Origin of the sequence: Pseudolabrys taiwanensis (assembly GCF_003367395.1) — a bacterium.
In the GTDB taxonomy this organism is placed as follows: domain Bacteria; phylum Pseudomonadota; class Alphaproteobacteria; order Rhizobiales; family Xanthobacteraceae; genus Pseudolabrys; species Pseudolabrys taiwanensis.
Map to the genome: position 1 here is coordinate 4,476,307 of NZ_CP031417.1, position 25,771 is coordinate 4,502,077.

At 63.7% G+C, this 25,771-nt stretch carries 25 protein-coding genes and 1 tRNA gene; 12 read left to right on the forward strand and 14 right to left on the reverse strand.

Annotated elements, in window-relative coordinates; all coding sequences use genetic code 11:
* Positions 1-77: 77 nt before the first annotated feature.
* The 3 genes from DW352_RS21315 (at position 78) to DW352_RS21325 (ending at position 1,795) form a co-directional block, all read left to right on the forward strand.
* Positions 78-1,130: a type III polyketide synthase gene (locus DW352_RS21315; protein ID WP_115693216.1), complete on the forward strand. Its 1,053-nt coding sequence runs from the start codon at positions 78-80 to the stop codon at positions 1,128-1,130.
* Positions 1,123-1,665: an isoprenylcysteine carboxyl methyltransferase family protein gene (locus DW352_RS21320; RefSeq protein WP_115693217.1), complete on the forward strand. Its 543-nt coding sequence runs from the start codon at positions 1,123-1,125 to the stop codon at positions 1,663-1,665. The genes DW352_RS21315 and DW352_RS21320 overlap by 8 nt, the downstream gene beginning before the upstream one ends.
* Positions 1,666-1,718: 53 nt before the next feature.
* A tRNA-Arg gene (locus DW352_RS21325) sits at positions 1,719-1,795 on the forward strand.
* Between the two features lie 17 nt (positions 1,796-1,812).
* Here DW352_RS21325 and DW352_RS26955 read toward each other — a convergent pair.
* The gene (locus DW352_RS26955; RefSeq protein ID WP_162827102.1) at positions 1,813-1,989 is read right to left on the reverse strand and encodes a hypothetical protein; all 177 of its coding nucleotides are present in this window, start codon (positions 1,987-1,989) and stop codon (positions 1,813-1,815) included.
* A 128-nt stretch (positions 1,990-2,117) separates the two neighbouring features.
* Entirely contained in the window at positions 2,118-3,062 is a 945-nt protein-coding gene (locus tag DW352_RS21330; protein WP_115693218.1) for a helix-turn-helix transcriptional regulator, read from the reverse strand.
* Between the two features lie 340 nt (positions 3,063-3,402).
* Here DW352_RS21330 and DW352_RS21335 point away from each other — a divergent pair, with 340 nt between their 5' ends.
* Entirely contained in the window at positions 3,403-5,076 is a 1,674-nt protein-coding gene (locus DW352_RS21335) for a sensor histidine kinase (protein ID WP_162827103.1), read from the forward strand.
* 169 nt (positions 5,077-5,245) lie between these two features.
* Here the strand turns inward: DW352_RS21335 and DW352_RS21340 are convergent, their stop codons facing one another.
* The 3 genes from DW352_RS21340 to DW352_RS21350 form a co-directional block, all read right to left on the reverse strand.
* Positions 5,246-5,938, reverse strand: a complete 693-nt coding sequence (locus DW352_RS21340) for a DUF2848 domain-containing protein (RefSeq protein ID WP_115693220.1) — start codon at positions 5,936-5,938, stop codon at positions 5,246-5,248.
* A gap of 47 nt (positions 5,939-5,985) precedes the next feature.
* The gene (locus DW352_RS21345) at positions 5,986-7,185 is read right to left on the reverse strand and encodes an FAD-dependent oxidoreductase (RefSeq protein WP_115693221.1); all 1,200 of its coding nucleotides are present in this window, start codon (positions 7,183-7,185) and stop codon (positions 5,986-5,988) included.
* A gap of 213 nt (positions 7,186-7,398) precedes the next feature.
* On the reverse strand, positions 7,399-8,370 hold the full coding sequence (locus DW352_RS21350) for a Bug family tripartite tricarboxylate transporter substrate binding protein (RefSeq protein WP_115693222.1): 972 nt from the start codon (positions 8,368-8,370) through the stop codon (positions 7,399-7,401).
* Positions 8,371-8,567: 197 nt separating this feature from the next.
* Here DW352_RS21350 and DW352_RS21355 point away from each other — a divergent pair, with 197 nt between their 5' ends.
* A complete protein-coding gene (locus tag DW352_RS21355) occupies positions 8,568-8,948 on the forward strand; it encodes a cupin domain-containing protein (protein WP_115693223.1) in 381 nt (126 codons plus the stop codon).
* Between the two features lie 17 nt (positions 8,949-8,965).
* On the forward strand, positions 8,966-10,312 hold the full coding sequence (locus tag DW352_RS21360) for an amidase (RefSeq protein WP_115693224.1): 1,347 nt from the start codon (positions 8,966-8,968) through the stop codon (positions 10,310-10,312).
* 19 nt (positions 10,313-10,331) lie between these two features.
* Here DW352_RS21360 and DW352_RS21365 read toward each other — a convergent pair whose 3' ends face one another.
* The 5 genes from DW352_RS21365 to DW352_RS21385 all read right to left on the reverse strand — a co-directional run bounded on the left by DW352_RS21365 (position 10,332) and on the right by DW352_RS21385 (position 14,934).
* Positions 10,332-11,078 carry a GntR family transcriptional regulator gene (locus tag DW352_RS21365; RefSeq protein WP_162827104.1) on the reverse strand — a complete coding sequence of 249 codons (747 nt, stop codon included), beginning with the start codon at positions 11,076-11,078 and terminating at the stop codon, positions 10,332-10,334.
* Positions 11,079-11,408: 330 nt separating this feature from the next.
* The gene (locus DW352_RS21370; protein ID WP_115693226.1) at positions 11,409-12,578 is read right to left on the reverse strand and encodes an enolase C-terminal domain-like protein; all 1,170 of its coding nucleotides are present in this window, start codon (positions 12,576-12,578) and stop codon (positions 11,409-11,411) included.
* 120 nt (positions 12,579-12,698) lie between these two features.
* Positions 12,699-13,613, reverse strand: coding sequence for a Bug family tripartite tricarboxylate transporter substrate binding protein (locus tag DW352_RS21375; RefSeq protein ID WP_162827105.1), 915 nt, complete (start codon positions 13,611-13,613; stop codon positions 12,699-12,701).
* Between the two features lie 69 nt (positions 13,614-13,682).
* Positions 13,683-13,967 carry a hypothetical protein gene (locus DW352_RS21380; RefSeq protein WP_115693228.1) on the reverse strand — a complete coding sequence of 95 codons (285 nt, stop codon included), beginning with the start codon at positions 13,965-13,967 and terminating at the stop codon, positions 13,683-13,685.
* 85 nt (positions 13,968-14,052) lie between these two features.
* A complete protein-coding gene (locus DW352_RS21385; RefSeq protein ID WP_115693229.1) occupies positions 14,053-14,934 on the reverse strand; it encodes a beta-keto acid cleavage family enzyme in 882 nt (293 codons plus the stop codon).
* Between the two features lie 93 nt (positions 14,935-15,027).
* Between DW352_RS21385 and DW352_RS21390 the strand changes: the two genes are divergently transcribed.
* The 3 genes from DW352_RS21390 to DW352_RS21400 all read left to right on the forward strand — a co-directional run bounded on the left by DW352_RS21390 (position 15,028) and on the right by DW352_RS21400 (position 18,551).
* On the forward strand, positions 15,028-15,714 hold the full coding sequence (locus DW352_RS21390) for a TetR/AcrR family transcriptional regulator (RefSeq protein ID WP_115693230.1): 687 nt from the start codon (positions 15,028-15,030) through the stop codon (positions 15,712-15,714).
* 25 nt (positions 15,715-15,739) lie between these two features.
* Positions 15,740-16,714, forward strand: a complete 975-nt coding sequence (locus DW352_RS21395) for a cyclase family protein (RefSeq protein ID WP_115693231.1) — start codon at positions 15,740-15,742, stop codon at positions 16,712-16,714.
* A 148-nt stretch (positions 16,715-16,862) separates the two neighbouring features.
* Positions 16,863-18,551, forward strand: a complete 1,689-nt coding sequence (locus tag DW352_RS21400) for a thiamine pyrophosphate-binding protein (protein WP_162827106.1) — start codon at positions 16,863-16,865, stop codon at positions 18,549-18,551.
* An 85-nt stretch (positions 18,552-18,636) separates the two neighbouring features.
* Here the strand turns inward: DW352_RS21400 and DW352_RS21405 are convergent, their stop codons facing one another.
* On the reverse strand, positions 18,637-19,875 hold the full coding sequence (locus tag DW352_RS21405; protein ID WP_115693233.1) for an acyl-CoA dehydrogenase family protein: 1,239 nt from the start codon (positions 19,873-19,875) through the stop codon (positions 18,637-18,639).
* Between the two features lie 237 nt (positions 19,876-20,112).
* Complete coding sequence (locus DW352_RS21410) at positions 20,113-20,784, reverse strand: TetR/AcrR family transcriptional regulator (RefSeq protein WP_115693234.1); 672 nt, start codon at positions 20,782-20,784, stop codon at positions 20,113-20,115.
* Positions 20,785-21,055: 271 nt separating this feature from the next.
* Between DW352_RS21410 and DW352_RS21415 the strand changes: the two genes are divergently transcribed.
* On the forward strand, positions 21,056-21,862 hold the full coding sequence (locus DW352_RS21415) for an AtaL-like protein (RefSeq protein ID WP_115693235.1): 807 nt from the start codon (positions 21,056-21,058) through the stop codon (positions 21,860-21,862).
* An 18-nt stretch (positions 21,863-21,880) separates the two neighbouring features.
* Here DW352_RS21415 and folD read toward each other — a convergent pair whose 3' ends face one another.
* A complete protein-coding gene (folD, locus tag DW352_RS21420; protein WP_115693236.1) occupies positions 21,881-22,762 on the reverse strand; it encodes a bifunctional methylenetetrahydrofolate dehydrogenase/methenyltetrahydrofolate cyclohydrolase FolD in 882 nt (293 codons plus the stop codon).
* A 232-nt stretch (positions 22,763-22,994) separates the two neighbouring features.
* Here folD and DW352_RS21425 point away from each other — a divergent pair, with 232 nt between their 5' ends.
* A complete protein-coding gene (locus DW352_RS21425; protein ID WP_115693237.1) occupies positions 22,995-23,942 on the forward strand; it encodes an amidohydrolase family protein in 948 nt (315 codons plus the stop codon).
* Positions 23,939-24,796: an HTD2 family dehydratase gene (locus DW352_RS21430; RefSeq protein WP_115693238.1), complete on the forward strand. Its 858-nt coding sequence runs from the start codon at positions 23,939-23,941 to the stop codon at positions 24,794-24,796. Before DW352_RS21425 ends, DW352_RS21430 begins: the two co-directional genes overlap by 4 nt.
* Here DW352_RS21430 and DW352_RS21435 read toward each other — a convergent pair whose 3' ends face one another.
* Entirely contained in the window at positions 24,797-25,678 is an 882-nt protein-coding gene (locus DW352_RS21435) for a DMT family transporter (protein ID WP_115693239.1), read from the reverse strand.
* Positions 25,679-25,771 lie beyond the last annotated feature (93 nt).

A 25,771-nucleotide genomic window follows, 5' to 3' on the forward strand; every position in this document is an offset into this window, starting at 1 on the left:
CAGTTGCGAATGACGATTTGCGCGCGCGCGGTGTTCTACCACAGCGGGCGTCGCAACTTACGTCTTGAAGGTTTGACATGCGTACTCACCAGGCGGCCTTGCTGGCGATGGCGACGGCCGTTCCGCCCTATCGTCTCGAACAATCCGCGGTCGCCGCGCTTGCGCGTCGGGTCTATGCCGACAGCTTTGCGCGCTATCCCAAGCTTGTCGATGTCTATGCCAACACCGGCATAGAGCAGCGCTTCTCGGCGCAGCCGCTCGATTGGTTCGAGGCGCCCCACGATTGGCCGGAGCGTACGCAGGCTTACATCGAAGGCGCGAGCGCCTTGTTCATCGAAGCGGCACGACGCGCGCTCGCGCGGGCGCGGCTCGACGCACGTGATGTTGATGTTGTCGTGACCATATCGTCGACCGGGATTGCCACGCCGAGCCTCGAAGCCTTGGTTGCTGTCGAGATGGGCTTTCGTCCCGACGCATTGCGTGTGCCCGTGTTCGGGCGCGGCTGCGCCGGCGGCGTTGTGGGTCTGTCGCTCGGCGCGCGTCTGGCGCAGGCGGCGCCCGGCGAAGTCGTTCTCGTCGTCGTGGTCGAATTGTGCACGCTGGCGTTTCGCGCCGACCGTTCGACCAAAGCCGATGTGATCTCCTCGGCCCTGTTCGGCGATGGTGCCGCCGCGCTGGTGCTGCGCGTCGGCGATGACGAGGGCAGCATCGCGATCGGCGCCACGGCCGAGCACACTTGGCCCTCCACGCTCGACATCATGGGCTGGACGATGGATCCGGCAGGGTTCGGTGTGGTGTTGTCGCGCTCGCTGCCGCGTTTCATCGAGCAGCGTCTGGCCGCGCCGGCGCGCCGCTTCGTGAGGCGCGCGGCGCTGACGGCGCCTCAGCTTGTTTTCCACCCTGGCGGGGCCAAGGTGCTCGAGGCCGTCGAGCGCGCGCTGGAGCTACAGTCGGGCACATTGCGCCACGAGCGAGAGGTGTTGCGCACGCACGGCAACATGTCGTCACCGACGGTTCTCTTTGTGCTCGAACGCGCGCTGCAACGGGGGATGCGCGGACCGGCATTGCTCTCGGCTATGGGGCCGGGCTTCACCGTCTGCTTCGCCGCGCTCGAGGTCGGTCATGGGTGAGGGCGCCTGGCTGGTCGGCTTCCTGGTCGTGCAACGGGGGCTCGAACTGGCAATCGCCGCGCGGAATACGGCACGGCTCAGGGGCCGCGGCGCGGTGGAGTTCGGCGCGGGCCACTATCCCGTCATGGTGGCGCTGCATGCTACGTGGCTCGTGACCTTGGCCTGGGCGGGCTACGACCGTCCGGTCGACGTTTGCTGGCTGGGCGCGTTCCTGATGCTGCAGGCCGCCCGGGTCTGGGTGATTGCCAGTCTCGGCCGGCGATGGACCACGCGGATCCTGGTTTTGCCGGGGGCGCCGCCGGTGTCGCGGGGGCCATACCGGTGGCTGCGGCACCCGAATTACCTCGTCGTGGCGCTCGAAATCGCCGTGGTCCCCCTGGCGCTGGGTCTGCCCTGGGTGGCCCTGGCCTTCACCTTGGCCAATGCCGTCATGCTGGCCTGGCGCATTCGCTTGGAAAATCAGGTCCTTGCGTGGGCGGTAGGCCAGCGGCCATTGCCGGGGGCAAATGTGTCAGCAACACTTGCCAAGGGGTAGCCAAGACGATAGCTAGTGGCCCGTCCCGCTCGGCTTCGTCGACGGCGACATCAGCGCCCGTAGCTCAGCTGGATAGAGCACCAGACTACGAATCTGGGGGTCAGAGGTTCGAATCCTTTCGGGCGCGCCATTATTCGGCTTAACGGATCAGACCTCGACCGAGGTCCCGAGATAGTCGGAGCCGGCCTCTTTCACACTGTAGGTCTGAGCGTTCCCCGGGTGGATAACATCCGGCGAGCCCACGATGATGATCGACTCGTCGCCGTCGGACACGAGCGAGAGATCGATGCCTTGATCCAGGATCAGCGGGCCGTCATCGGCCACGATGTCTCGCGTAATCCCGCCGAGGTCTCCCGGATTCGCCTGCACAGCCTGAGCCGATGCAGGTCATGCGCTTCATTGCGCGGTTGAAATGGCTTTGACTGGGAGTGAGCGCGGTCTCGGCAACGGCTTCATCGCTTGGCAATGATGGGCGGCGAACTCAAAAGACGGCGCCAGCGGCCGGGGCTGGCCCCGGTCAGTCGTTTCAGCGTGGTGTTGAAATGGCTTTGGCTGGCAAATCCGCAGGCGAGTGCAATCTCAGCCAATGAAAATTCCGACCGTGACAACAGCGTCTTGGCTCGATCGACGCGCCGGGCCAGCAGCCACTGGTGGGGGGCGAGGCCGGTCGTCCTGCGGAAGGCGCGCCTGAATTGCGAGACGGATAGTCCGCACTCCCTGGCCAGGTCCGTCAGGCTGATGTCGAGGCTTGCCTCCATAAGATCTTTGGCGTGGCGCTCCTGCCAGGGCGCGAGACCGTAGGCGCGTTGCTCGCGGGCGTTCCGGGAGGAGGCCCCGTATTTGACGAGCACGTGAACGCCGGCTGCCGTCAGGATCGAATCCAGCAAGAGGTCGCTGCCCGCGTGGCGGTCGTCGAAAGCCGCAAGCGTCGCCGCCGCTAAGTGGCGCATCACAGGATCATCTTTCCCGACGCTCTGCTTGTAATCGAAATCCGATATCGGCTGAACATTCTCCTGCTCGGCGAACATGTTCAGCGTGGCCAGCGGCATATAGAAATGCAGCACGTGGGAGGGCCGCCGGAACAAGCCTTGCGGCCTCTGCCGCAGATCAAAGAAGTGCGTGTGGCCGGCCTCTCTTACTTCATTGACTGACACCGGCCTGCCATTCTTCCAGAGTTCATGATCGGCCACAGGAAGAAGCAGGACAGACACAAGAAACGCATCGTCGTACGGAAGCGGTTCGCTGAGGTCGGGGGCCGGCTTATCGAACTTCAGTTCGGTGACCGCCAGTGAGCCTCTGCCCATAGTGCGCTCGCGGTGCCATCGCGAACTCGACATACGGTACACGGCCGCAAAGTCGTCGCCGATCGGTTTCCGGTCGGGTGAGGCCTTGCCCATTGCAGTCTCCGGATAAAATCTCGACGGACATTGCTACGGCTTATCTTCACCAAAACTTGAAAACTCTATCGCGGTGCTTCCATTGATACAATGGTTGCCGGATTTTTCTTCTGAATCAGCACGATAAACGTAAGCAAATCTAGGCAGGAAATCGCGGTCCATGATCATGCTGCCGGAATGTGAAAGTCGTGCTCGTTTTTTTGAAAGACCGGCCCTCGACCGGATTATTTAATACGGTTCATTAGCGTTCAAATGAATCCTGACGGTGCGTCAGGCAGGGGCGATGCCCCGGTTTCTATCGATAGCAGCATTCGAGTGTCAGCACAGGGCGAGCTGGACCATGATGGACGCGGTCGCACAGACGCGTAGTGGCATTCAATTCATCGAGCAGGAGAGGGCATTCGACGCGAGCCCGGATGGGCCGGAAGCCGAACTGGCCGATCGGCTGGTCGGTCGCTGGTATGTCGAACTTCCGCGGTCGTCGAAAACCGAAATCCTCCAAGTCGAGGAGCTTCTGGTCGGCACAAGTCTGATCGATTTGAATGGCGAGGCCAGGCGATTGCTACAGGCGTCATCGGCCGATGAACTGGCCGGCGCCAGCCTCGCTCGCTTCGTGGCCATGACATCGCGTCCTGCCATGGCGGAGCTTCTAGAAAAGGCCCGCGTCGGCTCGGTCGAAGTGACGCACGTATGCCTGCTGACGACCGAGGGCGCGCCAGTCGGAATTCGCCTTCTGGCCGCCCGAACGGGCGAAGGGGACGACCGCCTCGTTCTGGTGGGCAGCGAGAGTTCTCTGCCGGACGCCGCGCTCGACGAGCTGATCAAGAATGAGGAGCGCTACCGCCGGCTTTTCCAACGGATGCCGATTGCGCTTTGGCGCGTCGATCCGCGCGGCGTAAAGCCGCTTCTCGGCGATGCGAGGGATGCCGGCGTGACCGACCTGGTCGCCCATTTCAATCGTCATCCGGAACTTCTCGATCTGGCGATGGATTCCATAACCATTGCCGAGGTCAACGACCTGACGGTGCAGCTGTTCGGCGGAAGATCAGGCGTCGATTTCATTCGCCCCATCCGCAGCTACTGGACGGCGCGGCCCGATACCCTGCGCCGGGTTATCGGCGCCCGATATCGCGGTCTGCCGCAGTATACCGAGGAGACTCAGGTCTGCGGTATCGACGGGCGAGTTGTCGATGTCGTGATGTCGATGGCATTCCCGCCGCCGGATGACATCGACGGCGATTGTCTGGTCGGCATGATCGATATTACGGACCGGCGGCAGGCGGAGGCGCAACTTCGCGAGTTGCAGGACGAGTTCGCGCACGCGGCCCGTATCTCGATGCTCAGCGAACTGACGGCGTCCATTGCCCACGAACTCAGGCAGCCTCTGGCGGCGATCACGACGCATGGCGATGCGACGATGCGCTGGCTTGCGACGGAGCCACCGGCTGTCGACCGGGCCGTCAAAGGTCTGGAAGGCATCTTGAAGGCAACGGAGAGGGCGAGCGCCATCATCCAGCGCATCCACAGAATGGCGATCAACGAAGCGGCTCAGTGCACCAGCGTCGACGTCAACGCCGCGATTGCCGACACGGCGCTGTTCGTCAAACACGACCTGCAGTCCCGGCAAGTCGCGTTGGTCCTCAATCTCGAGGACGGGCTGCCGCCTGTGTTCGGCGATGAAGTGCAATTACAGCAGGTCATACATAATCTGATCAGGAACAGCGCGCAGGCCATTGCCGAGGGCCAGTGTTCGCGTCGCTGCGTCACGGTTTCGACGGCACGGCAAGGCGACCACATCGAAATCGTGGTCGAAGATACCGGACCGGGAATTCGGCCCGAGCAGGCCGGCCGGCTGTTTACGGCTTTCGAGACGACAAAGCGGGGCGGCATGGGCATCGGCCTCACCCTCTGCCGCTCGATCGTCACTTCTCACGGCGGCACAATCGAGCCGGACATGTCGTTCTGCGATGGCGCGAGATTCCGCATCGCCCTGCCGCTGCAGGTCAGCCCCTGACGTTCGGCCGAACGGCTGCGGCCGTGGAGCGACGGCACACTTGCCCGTCATCGGTCACCGGCGCGTTCCATTGCCGCGCATACGCGGACCCGCACGAAGACTACGCCCGCACTACGCGGCGCAATCTCTTGTGCGGAGCGCTGTTTCCTCGCTCGCCGGCCTGCGCCGCTTAGCCCAGAATCGGCAAGGTAACGATGTCATAGCCCGCTTGGATCTCGCGACCGAGCGTCTGATCGACGATCTCGTAGTCGAAATGCGGCGCCGGCCGGATGCCGCCCTTGGCGGCGAAGGTGCCGCAGAACATCAACGTGCCTTCGCGCAACTGGCCGCCATTCGTGTAGCGGGCGATGAGGTCTGCGGGCGCCAGCATGCCGGCGAGCGCGCCCTCCTGATACAGCACGCGCGCGCCGTTCTCGACGATGTGGGAGCGGAGCATGAGGCTGTCCCAGTGGCCGGCGACTTCGTCGAACGGCCAGAAGGTCGTAGCGATCGGCTTGTCGCACATCTGCTTCGAGACGGTGACGCCGTAGGTCTCGACCTCGCGGTCGGTGTGATCTGAGCCGACGCCCACCCACAACCGACCTGCGTGCTGCAGCAGCACATATTCGACTTCGCCGCTCGATGCGGCGCCGACCGCTTCGATTGCCGGATCCGTCGTGAGGCGGCTGGCCGAAACGCGATAGAAGATCGGCGTCGTAGCCGGACGCTTCACGCCCAGCTCTTCGAGTTCGCGGATATGCTTCTCGAGCGCCACCTGATCGCGTCCGGTCCAGCCGGCGACCACGCATTCGTCGATGGCGACGTTGCCCTGCGTGGTTCCGGCGCGGGTGACGAAAGTCAGCAAGAGCTTGCGGCTGGTCATGGTGTTACCTGCGGTCCTGTGGTGTCGGATACTTGAAGCGTGATGGATCAACCGAGCTCTTCGGCGCGGCGCAGGCTGGCGATCATCGAGATGCGCTGGAGATAGGCGCGGCGCTGGTCGCGATCGCTCATGGCTTTGTGCAAGCGGTCGCGGAAGGCTTTCTGGCCTTCTTCATCCGCCGCCTCGAGGTCGCGCTTGTTCTGGATCGTCTGGTTCTGCACGTATTCGAGCGTCACCAACCGGCGTTGCGGGTCGTAGCGTTCGATATCGCCCTCGCGGCCGTTGCTGTTCCAGTGCGCGCCGAGACGCCTCGTCAGATTGACGGCGTCGTGGATGCCGCCGTTCATGCCCATGCCGCCGAGCGGATTGTTGATGTGCGCGGCGTCGCCGACGAGAAACGTGCGGCCGAGGGCGAACTGTTTCGCCACCCTCTGGTGCACGCGGTAGAGCGTCCTGTGGCGCACCTCGTAACTGGCGCCCGGCACGATGCGCTGAAGCATCGATTGGCCGAACTCCGGCGTCGTCGCCGCGTCGTCGCTGACGTCGGTCGGAATCGGAAACATCACGCGCCAGACCGGGCCCACGCGCAGCAGGAAGTGCCAGCATTCCGGATCGGCGACATAGCTGACCGAGACCAGATCCGGCATGATCGACTGGAAGTCGAAGGGCGTCGACAGCACCAGGAACCGTTCGGGCCAGGTAAAGCCTTCGAACTCGATGCCGAGCGCGTTACGCACCGCGCTGCGCGCGCCGTCGGCGCCGATCAGCCAGCGGCCGCTACGGCTCTCCGATTTGTCGCCGCGACGAAGCTGGACCCGGACGGCGTTGTCGTCCTGTTCGACAGCTTCGACAGCGGAATCGAACTCAATGGAGAATTTGCTCTCTTTGCTCAGCTGATCGAGCAGGATGCGCGTCAGCTTGAATTGCTCCGCCTGCAGGCGGAAGGGATGTTGTGTGAGGTCGGCGATCTCGCCGAAGTCGAACTGCGCGAGAATGCCGTCGCGCTTCGACCGGTACTGGACATAAGGCGCCTTCAGGCCGCCGGCGATCAAAGGCTCGGCGGCGCCAACTTCCGACAACATGTCGAGGGTCGGCGGGTGGAAAGTCGACGCGCGCGATTCGAGGCTCAGTTCATGTCCGGCTTCGAAGACCGTGACGGGGATGCCCTGCTTGACCAGGAATGCCGCCGCGGTGAGTCCGACGGGACCGGCACCGGCAATCAGCACACGTTCTTCTACGCTCGCCATTCTCTAATCCTGCCCTCGATCGCGTGATTGACCAGGCTGATATTTCAGATGCGAGAAGTATCCGTCAAGGCCAGAGTATATGCGTATGATTACGGAGTATATCTGCAAGATTGCTGATGTATCAGATTATGATATCGGGCGGTGCCGAGATTTCGCGGCGGCTTCGCCACGTGCATGGGCGCAGCCGCCGCGATGGCGTTGTGTCTACGGCGCTTATTGGATGCGCGCGTTCGACCGTTTCACGATGTTCTCCATCCGCGCCGACTCCTTGGCGATGAAGGCCTTGAACTCGTCCGGCGTGTCGGCAACGACCGACAGTCCGACGCCCTGCAGGCGCGACGCGATGACCGGATCGTGCAAGGCATCGACGAAGGCCTTGTTCAGTTTCGCGACGATATCCTTCGGTGTCGCCGCGGGCGCGACGAAGCCGTACCAGATGCCGGCTTCGAGATCGGGGAGGCCGGCCTCCGCCGTTGAAGGCACGTCCGGCAGCTGCGGCGCGCGCGTCTTCGCCGTCACGGCGATCGCCTTCAGCTTGCCGGTGCGCACATACTCTACGACGTTGGAGAAGTTGTCGCAGATCATCGACACGCGCCCGCCGAGCACGTCCTGAAGCGCCGGCGCCGGGCCCTGATACGGGATGTGCATGATATTCACGCCGGCGAGAACCTTCAGTGCTTCGCCGCAGATGTGACTGGTGCTGCCGTTGCCGGCCGAAGCGAAGGACAAGGTGCCCGGCTCGGCCTTCGCCAGCGCGATGAGCTCCTTGAGGTTCGATGCCTTCACGTTCGGATTGACGACGATCATGTTCGGCGTCGCCGCGGCGTTGACGATCGGGGTAAAGTCCTTTTCGGGCGAGTACAGCGGCTTGGCGTAAATCCACTGGTTGATTGCCAGCACGCCCGTCGTCGCCATCAGGATGGTGTAGCCATCGGGCGCGGCGCCCGCGGTGCGTACGGCGCCGAGCGAGCCGTTGGCGCCCGGCTTGTTTTCGATGATGACGGGGACGCCATTGAGCGCCTTGCTCACCGTCGGGCCCAACAGGCGCGGAATCATGTCGCTGCTGCTGCCGGCTGGAAACGGCACGATGATGGTGATGGGTTTATCCGGATAATCTGCCGCCATGGCCGGCGAGAGGGCTAGGGCGAACGCCAAAGCGGCAAGGCCGAGTTTCTTCAGTGACATGATGGTATCTCCCCGCGGCTTGTTATGCGCCGTGTGTCTGGACGGTACTGATATTTCAATTGCGAGCCGGTTCCGTCAAGGTCAATAAATGCGCGCATAATGCCTCGCTAATGTGCTTGATTTTCTGATGTATCAGAGCAAGTATCCGGCCCTGGCCGGGCCCTGTCATCCCGGCGCGGACCGCAAGGAACCTGCTCATGCCCGTCAATAAGCGTCACGATGAGTTCTACACCCTCGATATGGCGGTGGGCTGGGAAGTGCCGACCGGCTATCCGGCTGGCATCCAACAGAAAATTCTGTCGGGCGGACTCGATGAGGTGAACAAGCGCGGCACGCGCACGCGCCTTCTGCGTTTCGCGGCCGGTGAATTCACCACCAAGCCGTTCGTGCACGACTACTGGGAAGAAGTTTACCTGGTGTCGGGCGACCTGACCGTCGGCAACGACGAGAAGGGCAATGGCGGCACGGCCTTCCCGCCGAACACCTATGCCTGCCGTCCGCCGGGCGCGTATCACGGCCCGTTCAAGTCCGAAGGCGGCTGCGTCCTTCTGGAAATCCACTACTACGATCCGGTCTAAGCCCGTTCGGTCCGGTCGTGACGGCTGTTTTCCCAACACTGGATGAGCTGGCGCGCGATCTCGCGTCCGGAAGAACGACGTCGCGCGACCTCGTCGAAGGATGCCTCGCGCGCATCCAAGACAAGGATGGCGAAGGTGCGCGCGTTTTCACCGCGGTGGATGCCGATGGTGCGCGGCATGTCGCCGACGCGATGGACAAGATGCGCGCGGCGGGCGCGTCTTTGTCGCCCTATGCCGGCATCCCGGTTTCGATCAAGGATCTGTTCGACATTGCCGGGCAGGTGACGCGGGCGGGCTCGGTCGTCCTCAATGATGCGACGGCTGCGACAACCGACGCAGTCGCCGTTGCGCGTCTGCGGCGCGCCGGGTTTGTCGTCATCGGCCGCACCAACATGACCGAGTTCGCCTATTCGGGCCTCGGCATCAATCCGCATTACGGCACGCCGCGTAGCCCGTGGCGCCGCAATGACGGGCATGTGCCCGGCGGCTCCTCGTCGGGCGCTGCCATCTCCATTACCGACGGCATGGCGCATGCCGCGCTCGGCACCGACACCGGCGGCTCATGCCGAATTCCCGCTGCTTTCAACGGGCTGGTCGGCTTCAAGCCGACCGCGCGACGCGTGCCGCTCGATGGCGCTCTGCCGCTGTCGGCCCATCTCGATTCCATCGGCCCGATCGCGCGATCGGTCGGCTGCTGCGCCATCATTGACGCCGTGCTGGCGGGCGAGACGCCCGCGCCGCTGCCGCCACGCGAGCTTGCCGGCATCCGGCTGGTTGTGCCGGAAGGCGTCGCCTTCGATAATATCGAGCCGGCTGTCGCCACCGCTTTTGAAAAGGCGGTGCGTCAACTTGAGCGCGCAGGCGCGCGGATTGTGCGCGTGGCCGTTCCCGAGTTCGACGAGGTCGCGACGATCAACGCCAAGGGCGGCTTCACCGCCGCCGAAAGCTATGCATGGCATCGCCTACTCCTGGCAGCCAAGAAAGATGCTTACGATCCGCGCGTCTCGATCCGTATTATGCGCGGCGCGGAACAGAGCGCCGCGGATTTCATCGATCTCATGGCCGCACGCCGTTCTCTTGTGGCGCGCGCGACGCAGCGTTTGTCGGCTTTCGACGCGGTCGTAATGCCAACGGTTGCCATGACGCCGCCGCGCATCGCCGATCTGGCGGACGACGCGGCCTATGGCCGGGCCAACCTGCTGGCGCTGCGCAACTGCACCTTGATCAACATGATCGACGGCTGCGCCATCTCGCTGCCGATCCATGCGGGCGGCGAAGCGCCGGTCGGCCTTATGCTGGCCGGTATCGCGGGCGCCGATCGCATGCTGTTGACCCTCGCCGCCGCCGCGGAGCCCGTTGTCTAGGCGGCAGGCTGAGGCGTCTTCACTCGGTCTGCAGGCTGGCGAGCTTTTCCAGGATCGTGTGGCGGAACGAGGTGATGTGTCGGCGCATGATCTGCTCCGCCTCGTCGGCGTTGCGATGGCAGATGGCGCGGAAAATGTCGCGGTGATCGGTGTTTACGCTCGCCTGATGGCGGTTGTCGGCGAGCGTCAGTGACCACATGCGTAGCGAGCGCTCATTGAGGTTGAGCAGGATATCGGCGAGAACGTCGTTCTTGGCGGCCTTGGCAATGAGCAGATGGAAATCGCGGTCGAGCATCATGAAACGCTCGAGTTCGTTGTCCGGCTTCACCAGCTCGGCCAGCACTTCTCCCAGTTCGGCGATCTCGGTCGCGCTCGCGCGTTCCGCCGCGAGCCGCACGCAATAACCTTCGTTCAGGACACGCGCCTCGCTGATCTGGATAACCTCTTCCAGTCCGATGCTCCGGACCACGATGCCCTTGCGCGGCAGGACGTCGACGAGGCCTTCGATCCGCAGGCGATCGAAGGCCTGGTTGATCGGCGTGCGGCCGAACTTCAGCAAGGCCGCGACGCTGGCCTCGTTCAGGTTCTCGCCCGGCCGGAACGCGCAGGTAATGATGCGGTGCTTGATGAGCTGGTAGGCCTGCTCCTTGAGCGAAACCTCGGGCGGGCCTGACGAGGGTCGCGCCGCGCGTGTGGGCCCCTTTGATTTGGCCTTCTTCACGACCGTCTTTTTGCCGCCCGTCGTCCGCGCCGCAGCGAAGGCCATGTTAGTCATCCATCCTGGTTGCAGCGCGCATCATCTCACATGCTCATCCGGGCGGTTGCTGGTTCCGCCGGCCTGCGCCTGATACATCACATTGGGCGCGCATCGCACCCCACGCGGAGCGCGGATGGTCCAGCGGGCAAATACTTTACGCGACCGCAAAAGGCATGATTAGGGGCCCTTACCGGCCGCGGCAAGCTTTCTATACGCGCATCGGCCTGCACAAAATGCACAGGTTCCGGCGTGCCGATAACAGCCCGGTGGTAGTGCTCTGCTTATTGATATTTCAGCGCGTGAGAGGCGATCTCGCGCCTTCGCCAGGCGTCGCCCGGATCAAAGGCCAGCTAAGTCTCGCATGATTCGGTACAGCGCCGCTTGGCCTTCAAAGCCGATGCCCGGACGGCTGGACAGACTTAGAGCCCCGTTCTCGACGCGTGCATCGTCCGCAAAGCCCCCGAAGTCGCCAAATACGCCGGGATACGATTCCGAACCGCCGAGGCCGAAGCCCGCGGCGATGGCGAGCGACATCTGATTGCCACCGTGCGGAAACAGCGCGGTACGCTGCCAGCCATTGTGCGCGAGCATGTCGAGCATGCGTGCGTAAGCGGTGATGCCATAGGCCTGCGGCGGATCGACCTGAATGATGTCGCGTTGCGCGCGCCAGCCGCCGAAACGGACGAGGTTCTGGACGTCCTGCGTCGAGTAGAGGTTCTCGCCGGTCGCGAGCGGCGGCGCATAGACGCTGGCAAGCTCGGAGAACAGCGCGTAATCGAGCGGATCGCACGGCTCTTCGAACCAGCGCAGCTTGAAAGGCGCAAGGGCGTGCGCATAGCGCAGCGCCTCGTCGCGCGTGAACTTGGCGTTGGCATCGACGGCCAGGTGCTCCCCGGCGCCGACGACCTCGAGCACCGCTTCGAGCCGGCGCAAATCCTCATCGAGCGGCAGGCCGCCGACTTTCATCTTCACCATCGTGTAGCCCCCATCGAGATGACGGCGCATCTCGTCTTGCAGGTCCTTGATGGTTTGGCCCGGCCAGTACCAGCCGCCGCCGACGTAACAAAACACCTCGGTCGGCACGCGGCCACCGCTGAACTTCTCGGCCAGCACTGCGTAGAGCGGCTTGTCCGCGATCTTGGCGACGGCGTCCCAGATAGCCACTTCGATCGTGCCGATGGCGATCGAGCGTTCCGAATGCGCGCCGGACTTCTCGCGCTTCATCATCACCGCGAGGATCTTGGCCGGGTCTAAATTGGCGCCGCTGTCGTCGAGCAACGTGTCGGGCGGCGCGGCAAGGATGCGCGGAATGAAGCGCGCACGCATCTGCGCGCCACAGGCATAGCGGCCGGTGGAATTGAAGGCGAAGCCGCAGACGGGCTTGCCGTTGCGGATCACGTCGGTGATGACGGCGACGACCGAGGTCGTCATCTCGCTGAAGTCGAAGCTCGAATTGGCGAGCTTGGATTTCAGCGGGACCGCGGTTTCGCGGATGTCGACGATACGCATGAGAGCCTCTCAGTTGTTATGCGAGGGCTTGACCTGCGCATTCCGCTCGGGGCGGCACAGTGCTCGCCTAAGCGAGATGGCCGGGGCAAGCCCGGCCATGACACTGCGGGGGGTGGGTTTCTACTCGATCTGCTTGATCTTCGCGTCGCGGATGACGCGGCCCCACTTCTCGACCTCTTTCTTGATGTAGGCCGCGAACTCGTCCGGCGTGTTGGCGACTGGGTCGAAGCCGAGTTGCGCGCACTTCTCCTTCACATCGGGCATCGCCATGATCTTGGCGATTTCCTTGTAGAGCAGATCGGTGATCTCCTTCGGGGTCTTGGCGGGTGCGAAGACGCCTTGCATCGTTTCCGACTCCTGCTCGGAGAAGCCGGCCTCGGCGAGTGTCGGCACGTCAGGCAGCGCCGCCGACCGCTTCGCGGAGGTGACGGCGAGGCCGCGCAAGGCGCCGCCTTGCACTTGCGGCGAGGTCGGCGGCAGCGCCGTGAAAGCGATCGGCGTATGACCGGCGACCGCGGATTGGATCGCTGGACCGGCGCCACCGAACGGCACGCTAGCGGCATCGAGTTTCAGCGACAGCTTGAACAATTCGGCTGCGAGTTGCGGCGTCGTGCCGATGCCGGGGTTGGCGATCGAGTATTTGCCCGGCTCCTTCTTGAGCAGCTCGACCAACTCCTTCACCGACTTCGCCGGGAAGCTGGCATTCACCACCAGAATGTTCGGCGAGGCGGCGGCCAACGTGATGGGCACGAAATCGGTGAAGGCGTTGTAAGGATTCTTGGCGTAGAGGCTCGGGTTCACCACGTAGCTCGAGCTTGCGACGAGCAGCGTGTAGCCATCGGCCGGTGCATGGGCCGCCGCCATGGTGCCGATATTGCCGCCGGCGCCGGGCCGGTTCTCGACAAAGAATTGTTGCTTGAGATTTTCAGACAGCTTCTGAGCAACCAATCGTGCCATCACGTCGGTCGGGCCGCCCGCGGCGAACGGCACGATCACGCGGACAGGATGGTCCGGATAATTGGCAGCTGAAGCCATGCCGATACCCGCGGCGAGAGCCACGGCTACGGCCATTGTGCGCATCACAACTTTCATCTTCTCCTCCGGTTAAGAACGGCTGTTTGAGCAGCTCATTTCACTTTTGAATTTTGTATGATCGATCATCGCCGCCCATTTCGGCGGTTGTGCTTTGAGGCGGGCGGCAGAATGCGCGACCGTATCGGCGATCGCCTCGAAACCGAGGGCGTCGCGCGCCATTGTCTCGGTCGAGCCCGCGGGCGCGAACGATACGATGATTTCGTTTTGTCGCCGGGAGTAGCGTTGCCGGGCCATCGCCGATGCCCCGAACGGTACGAGGCGCAGGCCGGCAAACGCGCATTTGAGCGTCTTCATCCGTTCCTCCTCCCATGCGTCCACCTTGTTGAAGCGGCGGATCGCAGCGATCTAACTTGGCGCGCTTTTCACGCGCCTCGCAATACTACGGCTTGAGACCGAGGATTGCGCGTGCCTCCTTCGCCGTGGCGAGTTCGGCGCCGATGTCGTCGAGAATACGCACGGCTTTCTCGCATAATGCGGCGTTGCTCGGAGTCAGCTTGCCCTTGCTCAGGTAAACATTGTCTTCCATGCCGACCCGCACGTGGCCGCCGAGCAGCCAGGCCGTGCAGAGCATCGGAAATTGCCAGCGGCCGATGGCGAAGGCCGCCCAGGCCGCATCCGCCGGCAGCAGCGACTGCGCATACATCAGCGTCTGTGGCGTGGATATGAAGCCGTAACGAACGCCCATGACGATCTGGAACAGAGGCGGCCGCTTGATGATGCCCTGATCCAGCAATGCGTGCGCGAGCTGTATGTCGCCCGAATCGAACACTTCCAGCTCCGGCTTGGAGCCGGCCTTCTGGATCTCATTTGCCATCAGCGTGACGTTCTCTGGCGGGTTGATCACCGCGGCCGAGCCGGACCACATCGTGTTCAAGTCGAGCGTGGCGATGTCGGGCTTGAGCTCGACGATATGCTCGACGCGCTTGAGCGGATGCATCGCCGATGTGCCGGGGCCGGCGATCTTCGGATCGTCCTTGCTCGGCACGAAGCGGCCACCGGGACCGGTGGTCAAATTGATGATCAATTCGGAGTTCTTATCGCGGATACGCTCGACGACTTCGCGATAATGCGCGAGCTCGGTGCTGGGCCGCCCGTCGGGATGCCGCACATGAATGTGCGCGATCGCGGCGCCGACCTTCGCGGATTCGAGCGCGGCGTTCGCGATCTGCTCCGGCGTGCAGGGCAGGTTGGGATTCTGCTCTATCGTCGTGAGATTGCCGGTGACGGCGACGGTGAGGATGGTTTTCTTCGGAGGGGCCATGACAGCTTGCGTAGACGAGGTGGGCGATGTAAACAAACGACTGTTTACATTGCGCAGAGGTCGGGAGACGAGTCAAGCGTGCGGGCGATCGGCATGGTGAAACCGCGACCAAAGACCGCTGCAGCCGCGCCGCGCGCGAACAAGGCTGCGGCGACCCAATCGGTTCGCGAACGCATTCTCGAAGTTGCCGAGCGGCTGTTCGCCGAACACGGCATGTCGGGCGTCGGCCTGCGCGCCATCTCGGCCGAGGCCCAGGTGAATCTTGCGTCGATCGCCTATCACTTCGGCTCAAAGGATGGGTTGCTGGAGGCGCTGTTTGCGCAGCGCGCAGAGCCGATCGCGCAAGAGCGGCTGCGCTTGCTGGCGCAGTGCTACGAAGCGTCCGCCAAACCGAACCTCGAAGACATCCTCGACGCCTTCCTAAGGCCGGCGCTGGTGTTGGGCGTGCAGCCGCAGTTCGGCGGTCCAGCCTTCGTCAAGCTGCGGGCGCGGCTCGCGACCGAGCCGGAGGCGCTGTCGCGCAAGATCCTGTCGAAAGCCTTCGATCTATCGAGCCGCAAATTCATCGATGCGATCGCGGACGCGCTGCCGGAGATGCCGCGCGCCGAAGTCGAATGGCGTTTCCATTTCATGCTCGGCGCCATGTTCTACACCATGGCGGATTCCGGCCGCATCCAGGCGCTGACCAAGGGACGCATCGACCCGGGCAACGTCAAAAGCGCGCTGCGTCACATGATCCCGTTCTTAGCCGCGGGCTTCCGCTCCGCGGCGGTGCCTTGAAATCAACGAGAAAAGGAAAAGAGGAATGGCCCGCAAGATCACGCGCCAGGACATGCGCGAAGCTGCCGAGAAGTACAAGAACTGGGGCAAATGGGGTCCCGAAGACGAGATCGGGACGCTCAACTACACCTCGGCCGAGGACATCGTCGCCGCGACGCGCCTGGTGAAGAAGGGCAAGGTCATCTCGCTTGCGCTCAACTTCGACCACACCGGTCCGCAGGGCGCCAAGAGCAAGTATCCGTCGATGGGCCGCACCAACCCGATCCACACGATGCTGCGCACCGGCACCGACGCCTATTCCGGCGTGCTCGACAAGCGCGGCATTCGCGCCGCCGACGATATGGTGGTGATGCCGCTCCAGTGCGGCACGCAGTGGGACGGGCTCGGCCATGTCTTCTATGAGAACTACATGTGGAACGGCTACGACTGCCGCGAGGTGACGTCGGCCGGCGCGCAAAAGTGCGGCATCGAGAAGACCAAGAACAAGATGGTCGGCCGCGGCGTTTTGCTGGACGTCGCTCGGTACAAAGGCGTCGACTCGCTCGATGACGGCTACGGCATCACCAACGACGACCTCTACGGCACCGCGAAGAAGCAGAATGTCGAGCTCAAGCGCGGCGATTACGTCATCGTGCGCACTGGCATGATGGAGCGCTGCCAGAAAGTCGGCAGCTGGGATGGTTATCCGGGCGGCGACGCGCCGGGCTTTTCCTTCGAGACGCTCGATTTCGTCAAGCAGACCGAACTCGCGGCACTCGCTGCCGACACCTGGGGCTGCGAAGTGCGGCCGAACCAAGTCGCCGAGGGCGAGAACATCAACCAGCCCTGGCACTGGATTACGATTCCGATCATGGGCATGACCATGGGCGAGATCTTCGAGCTCAAGGAACTGGCGGACGATTGCGCCGCCGACAAGGTCTACGAGTTCCTGTTCGTCGCGCCCGCGATTCCGATCACCGGCGCGGTCGGCTCGCCCGTCAATCCGCTGGCGATCAAGTAGGTCATCCGAGACCAGCGCATAGCCATCCGCCCGTCATGGCCGGGCTTGTCTCGGCCATCCACGCCTTTTTAAAGCATGAAGACGTGGATGCCCGGCCCGAGGCCGGGCATGACGCCGAGAATGCTGAATGGATAGTGAGAACAGACAAATGCTCGGTCACAATCAAAAGCGCCTCGGCGCGGAAGTCATCGCCGATATGCTCGCCGGCTACGGCGTCAGCCACGTCTTCATGGTGCCGGCGGTCCTGCGCCGCACCTTTGCCGAGATGGAACGGCGCACCAACATTGCGCGCATCCATTGTCACGGCGAGAAGTCCGCGGCCTATATGGCCGACGGCTATGCGCGTGCCTCCGGCAAGCCGGGCGTGTGCATGGCGCAGGTGATCGGCGCGCTCAACCTCGCCGCCGGCCTGCGCGACGCGTATCTCGCGCATTCGCCGGTGATCGCCATCACCGGCGGCCGCGATCCCAAGACCAAGTTTCGCAAGGTCTATCAGGAGATCGACGACATCCCGGCCTTCGAGCCGGTGACCAAGTTCAACGCCACCATCGACGATATCACCCGCGCGCCGGACATGCTGCGTCAGGCCTTCCGCGTTGCGACGACAGGCGCGCCCGGTCCGGTGCATCTTCAGTTCCGCGGCAATGAGGGCCAGCTCGACGCCGAGGAAGGCGAGATGGAAGCCCTGGTCGAAAAGCAATTCGCACAGGTGCCGCCGTTCCGGCCGCAGCCGCAACCTGAACACGTGACCGCCGCACTGGCGTTGCTGCAGAACGCGGAGCGGCCGATTTTCGTCGCCGGCGGCGGCGTGCGCGCCTCCGGCGCCGGCCGTGAACTCGTGCAGCTCGCCGAAGCACTGCAAATCCCGGTCGTCACCTCGCTCAACGGCAAGGACACGATCCCGGGCGTGCATCCTTTGTCGGTCGGCGTCGTCGGCAGCTATTCGCGCGAGAGCGCCAATCGCGCCGTCAACCGTGCCGATCTCGTCTGCTTCATCGGCACCGAGACCGGCGGCATGACCACGCATTTCTGGGCGGTGCCGAAGATCGGCACGCCGGCGATTCAGATCGACATCGAGCCTGAAGCGATCGGCCGCAATTATCCGCTGCAAGCGAGCGTGCTCGGTGACGCCAAGTCCGTCCTTGCCGCGATGCTGGCACAGGCCGACAAGGCGAGCGCGGCCAAACGCGCCAACTGGGTGAAGGAGATCGGCGCGCTCAAAGCGGAGTGGTACGCGAAATATAAGCCGTTGCTCGAATCGGACGCGATGCCGATCAACCCGGCGCGCATCTGCCACGAGTTGACGCAGCACGTGCCGGACGACGCGATCGTCATTGTCGACACCGGCCACGCCGGCATGTGGATGGGCGGCCTGTACGACCTGCGCAAGGATACGCAGAGCTACATCCGCAGTGCCGGCCATCTCGGCTGGGCCTTCTGCGCCGGTATCGGCGCCAAGGCGGCGTGCCCGGAGCGGCCGGTGGTCGTGTTCACCGGTGATGCCGGCTTCTGGTATCACATCGGCGAGCTTGAGACACAGGTGCGCTGGAACATCCCGTCGGTGACGCTCGTCAACAACAACGGCGGTGGCAACCAGTCGAAGCGCGGCTTTGACCGCGTCTATGGCGGCGAGGGCAACAACCGCTCACGCGAATTGTGGACCTACAATCCGATGAACTTCGCCAAGATCGCGGAAGACATCGGTGCGCTGGGCATTCGCGTCGAGAAGCCGTCGGAGATCGGCCCGGCGCTTGCCAAGGCGATCGCGTCGAAGCGGCCCGCGGTGATCGACGTCGCCACCGACATCGAGGCCTTGGCGCCGACAGCCGTCGCCTGACGTTACGTCCGGAAGCCGCGGCGGCCGGCCGCGGCTTCCGGCGCTTTAGATGGTCGGCTTTGGCGTGTGGTCCCTGCCTGACTGGCTAGAAAATGCCCTGAGGCTGCAGCCCGAGTTGCTGCGTTCCGTAGAGCGCCGAGAGCGTGTCCCAATCGATGCTGGAATGAAGTGCCGCGGTGTTGGCGTCGCGCCAGAACCGCTGGATGGGATTCTTCTCGTCTGCCGCCGCCGCGCCCGATTTGGCGAAGAGCTCGTTGACGACCTCCGCTGCGGTGCGCGCTGCAAAACCATGATTGCGGCGGATGCGGACGCGTTGCTCGGTGTCGAGTACGCCGCCGGCGCGCACGATTTCCTGGCCTTCTCTGAGACTGCTCACCATCATTGTCTGTGCCGCGTCAATGCGCGCCGCGGTTTGGCCGATGAGGCTCTGGATGAGTGCCGACTCGGCAACTTTCTCGAACACGCCCGGCCGCGCCATGCGCTTTGCGCCACGGGCCGTTTCGGTGAAGGTATCGAGCGCACCTTGCGCCATGCCGACGATCGGAGAGACCAATGCTGTGGGTCCGAAGGTCGGGTAGCCGAAGCGCGCCTGCTCGTTGTCGGGCACCTCGAGCCCCGGCACCTTGCCAGAGAAGATAGCGCTCAAGGGCAGCACGCGATGCTTCGGCACGAAGATCGGATCGGTCACAACCACTGTCTTCGATCCGGTGCCTTGCAGACCGCCGACGTTCCAGCTGTCGTGGTCGACCTTCACGTCGCTGACGGGAACCAGACACCATGCTAACGCGGGCGGGCCTTCATTGTTGGGAAGTAACGCGGCAAGGATGAGCCACGCGGCGTTGTCGACGCCGCTCGCCCACGGCCATTGACCGGCGATCCTGTATCCGCCGTCAACGCTCTCGACTTTTGGCGTCGGCGTGTAGGAGACGGCGAGGAGATTGTCTGTGTCGTCCCAGACTTCCTGCTGCGCTTCGAGCGGAAAGAATGCCGTCATCCAGCCGAAGCAGACGGCGAGCGTGCCGCACCAGCCGGTGCTGCCGCAGGCCCGGCCGAGTTCGAACCCGATTTGTGCGAGCTCTGCAGGGCCGTACTCGTAACCGCCGAAACGCCGCGGCTGCATCGCGTGAAACACATCGGTGTCGCGCAAGGCATCCATGGTCTCGACGGGCACGCGTCTGGCTTTCTCGGCTGCAAGCGCTCGTGCCGCGATTTCGGGACGCAGCTTGCGAATGCGCGCGAGGATATCGTTGAACTCCGGCCGTAGCGCCGAAATCGGCGCCACGGACGAACGCATGGCTTCGACCTTCGTGGCTTCGATTTGCATTTTTGTTTCCTCCCCGACTGTACCAGTCGTTACGGTTTCAGTCTGCACCGTCGCGGCGGGTTTGACAAATCGACAATGGCATTTGCCGTCGCGCTCGACACAACGGCAAAGCCACCGCGAGGGTATGGGAGGTGTGCGTTGCGGCGAAGCCTTGTTCGGCTTATCGAATTCGGAACAGAATTGTTCGCGTGCCGATAGTTTTAATCGCGACCGATCGTCGGATCGAACTGTGCCCGCCTAGCGCCGCGCGCAACCTTGCAGGAAAATCGCGACGCAAAGCCGCACCGTCTCGTCGATGCGCTTGCCGCGTTCCTTGTCGCTGAGGGCGGACGTCAGCCAGCTCAGATGCTGCTCACCGATCAGCATGTCGTGAAACAGAACGGCCAGGCGAAAGGCGTCCACGTCGTCGCGGATGTTGCCCGCGCGTTGGTGCAGAGCGATCCAATCGCCGATCATCATCTGCGCCTGGCGCGGTCCGGTATCGTAAAAAAGCCGGCCAGCCGCGGGGAAATCGCGGCCGATCGACGTCATCAGGCGATGGAAACGGAGGATGGGGGGCGACACGACGTTCGACACGAACGTATGGCCTATGCGCGTCAGCTGTTCTTCGATGGTGCCGATGGGCCGCGTATCGATATGGATCGTGACGTCCGCGCACATCTGTTCGACGACGGCCTCGAAGAGCTTTTCCTTGCTGCCGAAGTGCGAATAGATCGTTCCCTTCGAACCGCCGACCGTGTCGATAATGTCGTTGATGGAAACCTTGTCGTAGCCCTTTTCGAGAAAGAGCTTGGCCGCCGAGCGGACGATGCGCTCGCGCGGGCTGGCGGGCCGCTTGGCTCCGGTCGGGCCCGCTCCGGTCTTGCCGTTGTCCGTCCGGGCGGCGCCTGATTTTTCTGCCGAATCCATGATCGCCACCTATGGCAAGGATTGCGCGTCGAGGCCAGCCGGAAAACGCTTTGACTCGGTTGCAAGCTGCTAATACCGTAACGTACGGTACGACAAAGAAGGCGGCGGCTCGAATCGCCGGGCATTGGGAGGAGGCGGTATGAACAGCATCGGAAGGGTGTCGTCGCCCGGCGCGATGACCACGCGTTGAGGCTGCGCTTTCTTTCAGACGTGGCGCTCCTGGCCCCGCGTCGATGTGTCTAACCGCCATTTGCAGCCAACGGAGCAGGTCATGATCAAGGTATCTCGACGCATCCCGGTGAACGAGGCCGGCCAGCCGAGACTGTCGCGCGCGGACGTTTGGCAAGGCTTAGTGATGAAGGCGGACAATGCGCTGCCCTTCGTTCCAGCGATGACGCATTGCCAGGTGCTGGAACGAAAAGGCAGCAACGTCTTCGTGCGCGAGATCGAATTCCGCGGCGAGCGCTGCCGCGAAAGGGTGACGCTCCAGCCGCAACAGCGTGTGACCTTCGAGCGGTTGGATGGCTCCGTGCTCGGTACCATTCTCAACGAGATCGAGGACGGCGACGACGGATTGGGCCTGCGCTTCAGCTTCGGCCTGACGCTCGCGGGGGAGGCGGACGGAAGCCCGGCGGAGGTCGCTTACGGGGCCGTGGTGGAGAAGGACTACCTGAAGGCGGTGGATGCGACGCTGGCGGCGATCCGGCGGATGAAGAGCGACCGTGATGTCCTGATCAAGCGCTACTTCGACGCTGTAGATTCGATGGATCTCGAGTCGTTCAAGGCCATGCACAGCGACAATGCCCGCCTTGTCTTCGCCAATGCGCCGGTGCTGCAAGGGCCGGAGCAGATTGCCGGCGCCATCGGCCAGTTTTGGTCAACCGTCGGCGGACTGAAACACAACTTCGTCAATCGTTGGGACAATCCGCAGGAGTCCATCATCGAAGCCGTGGTGGATTATCGCCGCAAGGACGGTCGGTCGGTGACGCTGCCGTGCGTGTCGATTCTCAGGCCGGAGGGCGACAAGGTGGGCGAGCTGCGCGTCTTCATCGACGTCGCGCCGCTTTATGCGGACTAAGTCGGCGGCCGGCGCATGTCAGGCGTGCGCGGGCACTTTGCCCTGCGCGCGCGCCAGCGTCCGCTCGGCCGACTCGGCGGTGTTGTACAAGAGCATGGTCACCGTCATCGGTCCGACGCCGCCGGGCACCGGTGTGATGTAGGACGCCTTCTCCAACAGCCCCTCAAAGTCGGTGTCGCCGACGAGTTGCCCGGAGGGCAGGCGGTTGATGCCGACGTCGATCACCACGGCGCCGGTGCGGACCATCTGGGGCAGGATGAGCTTCGGCTTGCCGGCCGCGACCACCAGGATGTCGGCGAGGATGGTGAATTGGGCCAGATCTCGCGTTTTCGCATGGCAGATGCACACCGTGGCGTCGCGCTGCATCAGCATCAGCGCCATCGGCTTGCCGACGATATTGCTGGCACCGACGACAACGACGTTCTTGCCCTCGATCTCGATGCCTTCGTGCTCGAGCAGCTTGACCACGCCGTACGGCGTGCAGGGCGGAAATACCGTATCGCCCACAACCAGCCCGCCGACGTTGTAAAGATGGAAGCCGTCGACGTCCTTGTCGGCGGAAATTGTCTGCAGGATCTGTGAAATCGAGTAATGCGGCGGCAGTGGCAGTTGCACCAGGATGCCGTGGATGTCGTCGCGCTCATTGAGTTCGCCGATCAGCGACAGCACTTTTTCCTGGGGCGTATCGGCCGTAAACTCGTATTTGAAGGACTGAATGCCGACCTCGGCGCAGGCCCGCATCTTGTTGCGCACGTAGACGGCGGAAGCGGCGTTGTTTCCGACCATGATGACCGCAAGGCCCGGCGTGACGCCGCGTTCGCGCAGGCGCGCCACGTGCTCTGCGATTTCCTTGCGGATAGCGCCGGAAACAGCAACGCCGTCGATGATTTTTGCCGTCATGTCCTACTGGCCGTCGATGCGGAATTTTCGGGAAGTGCTTCGCAAGTTGGAGGCCAAAATGCAAGCATGCGGGGCGCGTGGCAGCATATGCGTCTTTGCGGGGTGCACGGGTGAATTGCAGTTCGGCCCCGGCAACTCTCCGGTTGCTCTGGGCGTAATTTGATCTAAATCCATTTCGGCCCGCGGGCGGTGGGCTAGCCAGCAGTTGCTGCCCACGGAGCATAGGACGGACATGCAATCTCCCCATCGGATCGATACCCATCATCATTTCGTGCCGCCGTTCTACCTGGCGGAGGTTGGTGCCGAGGCCGTGGCGCGCACGTTGGTATCGGGCAAAGCGCCGGAGTGGACGCCCCGGCATTCGATCGACGCGATGGACCGTAACGGCATCGCGACCGCGATGGTGTCGATCTCGGCGCCCGGGTTTCAGTGCGACGAGGGCAAGCGGGCCGACCTGTGCTGCCGGTGCAACGACTACGCCGCCAAGATGCGCGCCGATTTCCCGGGCCGCTTCGGCAGCTTTGCCGGTTTGCCGCTGCCTGATGTCGATGCGAGCTTGAAGGAGATCGCGCGCAGCCTGGATGTGTTGAAGGCCGACGGCATTTGCCTCCTGACCAGCTATGACGGGCGCTATCTCGGCGATGCCTGTTTTGCCCCGGTGTTCGAAGAACTCAATCGGCGCAAGGCCGTGGTCTATGTACATCCGACCGAAGGCTGTGCCTGCGATATTGGTCTGCCGCCGGCTTCGCTCGAGTTCCCGTTCGATACGACGCGGACCATCGCCAGTCTGATGTTCGGCGGCACGTTCAACCGCTGCCGCGACATCAAATTCATCTTCTCCCATGCCGGCGGCGCCATTCCGTTCCTGGCCGAGCGCCTCGCGCGGCTGGAGCGGCGGCCTGACTTCAAGGCGCATGTGCCTGAAGGTGTCATCGCCGAGCTCAAGCGGCTTTATTACGACACCGCCTTGTCGGCCAATGCACTGGCAATGAACACGCTGATGAGTCTCGTCGCGGTCGAGCAGGTCGTGTTCGGCAGCGACTATCCCTACGCGCCCGAGGACACAATGACCGGGACGGTGAAAGGGCTTGCCGCCCTCAAGCTGCCGGAGGCCGATCTTGCGGCCATTGAACGCGGCAACGCCTTGCGGATAATGCCCTGGCTTGAAACGGGACGGTGACCTTGTCGGATGAGATCACGGCTGCGGAGGTCGATAGCTACAAGGCCTGCATCGGCCGCACATTGAGCGAATCCGATGTCGTGGGCGCGCATGTCGCGGCGCTGTATGCGGCGACGCTCGACCGGCCGCACAGTGGGACGACCTTGCCGCCGCTATGGCATTACGGTCTGTTCCTGACGACCGTGCCGACCGGCGCGCTCGGCACCGACGGCCATCCGCCGCGTGGCGCTTTCATGCCGTCGGTGACGTTGCCGCGGCGCATGTTCGCCGGCTCGGATGTGCGGATGTTGCGGCCTTTGACCATCGGCCAACAGGTGACGCGCGTCTCGCGCATCGCGGCGGTCGATCATCGCCACGGCAAGACCGGTCATCTTGTTTTCGTGCGGGTGGCAATGACGCTGAGCCAAGGCGGCGAGCCCTGCGTCGAGGAAGAGCAGACCATCGTCTATCGCGGCGCCGGCGCGCGCGTGCCGCCCGTCGAGCCTGCGCCCCGCAAGCCGCTGGTGGAGGGGCAAACGTCCGAAGAGTGGCTGCCGACGACCGTCGAGCTCTTTAGGTTTTCGTCGGTGACCTTCAACGGCCACCGCATCCACTACGATCTGCCTTACGCGATGGACGAGGAAGGCTATCCCGGCCTCGTCGTGCACGGGCCGCTGACGGCGACGCGGCTGTGCGACTTCGCCGGCCGGCTCGCCGGGCGTCCGCAGACGCGCTTTACCTTCCGCGGTGAGGCGCCCACGTTCGTCAACCAGCCGATCCGGCTGGTGGGCAGTGTCAGGGATGGTGCCATCGCGGTCCGGGCCGAGCGCGCCGATGGCGTCACGGCGATGTCGGCGACCGCTGCGGTTGGCTGATCAGACCGGCTTGCGCACCGAGGCGAGCCAGACGCCGCTGAGGATCAAGCCGAAGCCGACGATGTGAAACAGCGCCAGCGGCTCGCCCAAAAGCGTGGTGGCGAGGATGGCGGTGTAGATGGGCACGAGGTGCAGGAATGGGCCGGCGCGGTTGGCGCCGATCAATTCGACGCCACGATTCCAGGCGGCGTAGGCGACGACACTGGGAAAGATACTCACATAGGCCAGCGAGCCGAAGGTGAGCCACGTCGCTTTGAACGTCGTGCCCGTATAGGCCTCGGCGATCGCCAGCGGCAAGGTGACCACGACGGAGATCGCCGCCAGCACGACCAAGAAGCTCCAGCCGTTGATCCGCGGCCGCAACCGCAGGCATGCGGCATAGACCGAGAAGAACAGCATGCTTAGGACGGTCAGCAGGTCGCCCCAGTTGAAGGCGAACTGGCGCAAGGTGTCGAACTGGCCGCGGCTGATGACGACGAGGACGCCGAGCGATGAGGTGATGATACCGGCGATTTGGAAACCGGTGATGCGGTCGCGGAACATCAGCGTGCCGACCGCGATGATCAACACCGGCACCAGCGAATTGAGCACGGACACGTTGAGGGCCGTGGTGTAACGCAGGCCGACGAACTGCAGGATGCTGAACATCGCCCCGCCGGTCATTCCGAGCCAAAGCAGAGCCGGCCAATGCTTGCGGATTTCAGGCCAGTCGCGGGCAAGGTGCGGACGCGCCAGCGGCAGGACCAGCGCGAGCGGCACCAGCCAGCGCAATGTCGATGCCCCGATCGGCGGCACCTCTCCGGCCATGGCTCGGCCGACGAGGTGATTGCCGGACCAGCACAGGCCAGCCAAAGCCAAGAGAAGAAAGGGATTATTCCTCATGCCCGGGAAAGCATGAACAACATCGTTTGGCCGGGGGCAAGAGCGCCGCGGGCCGGCCGTTAGAGAAAAGATAGTCCGCGCCGCGAACGCAGT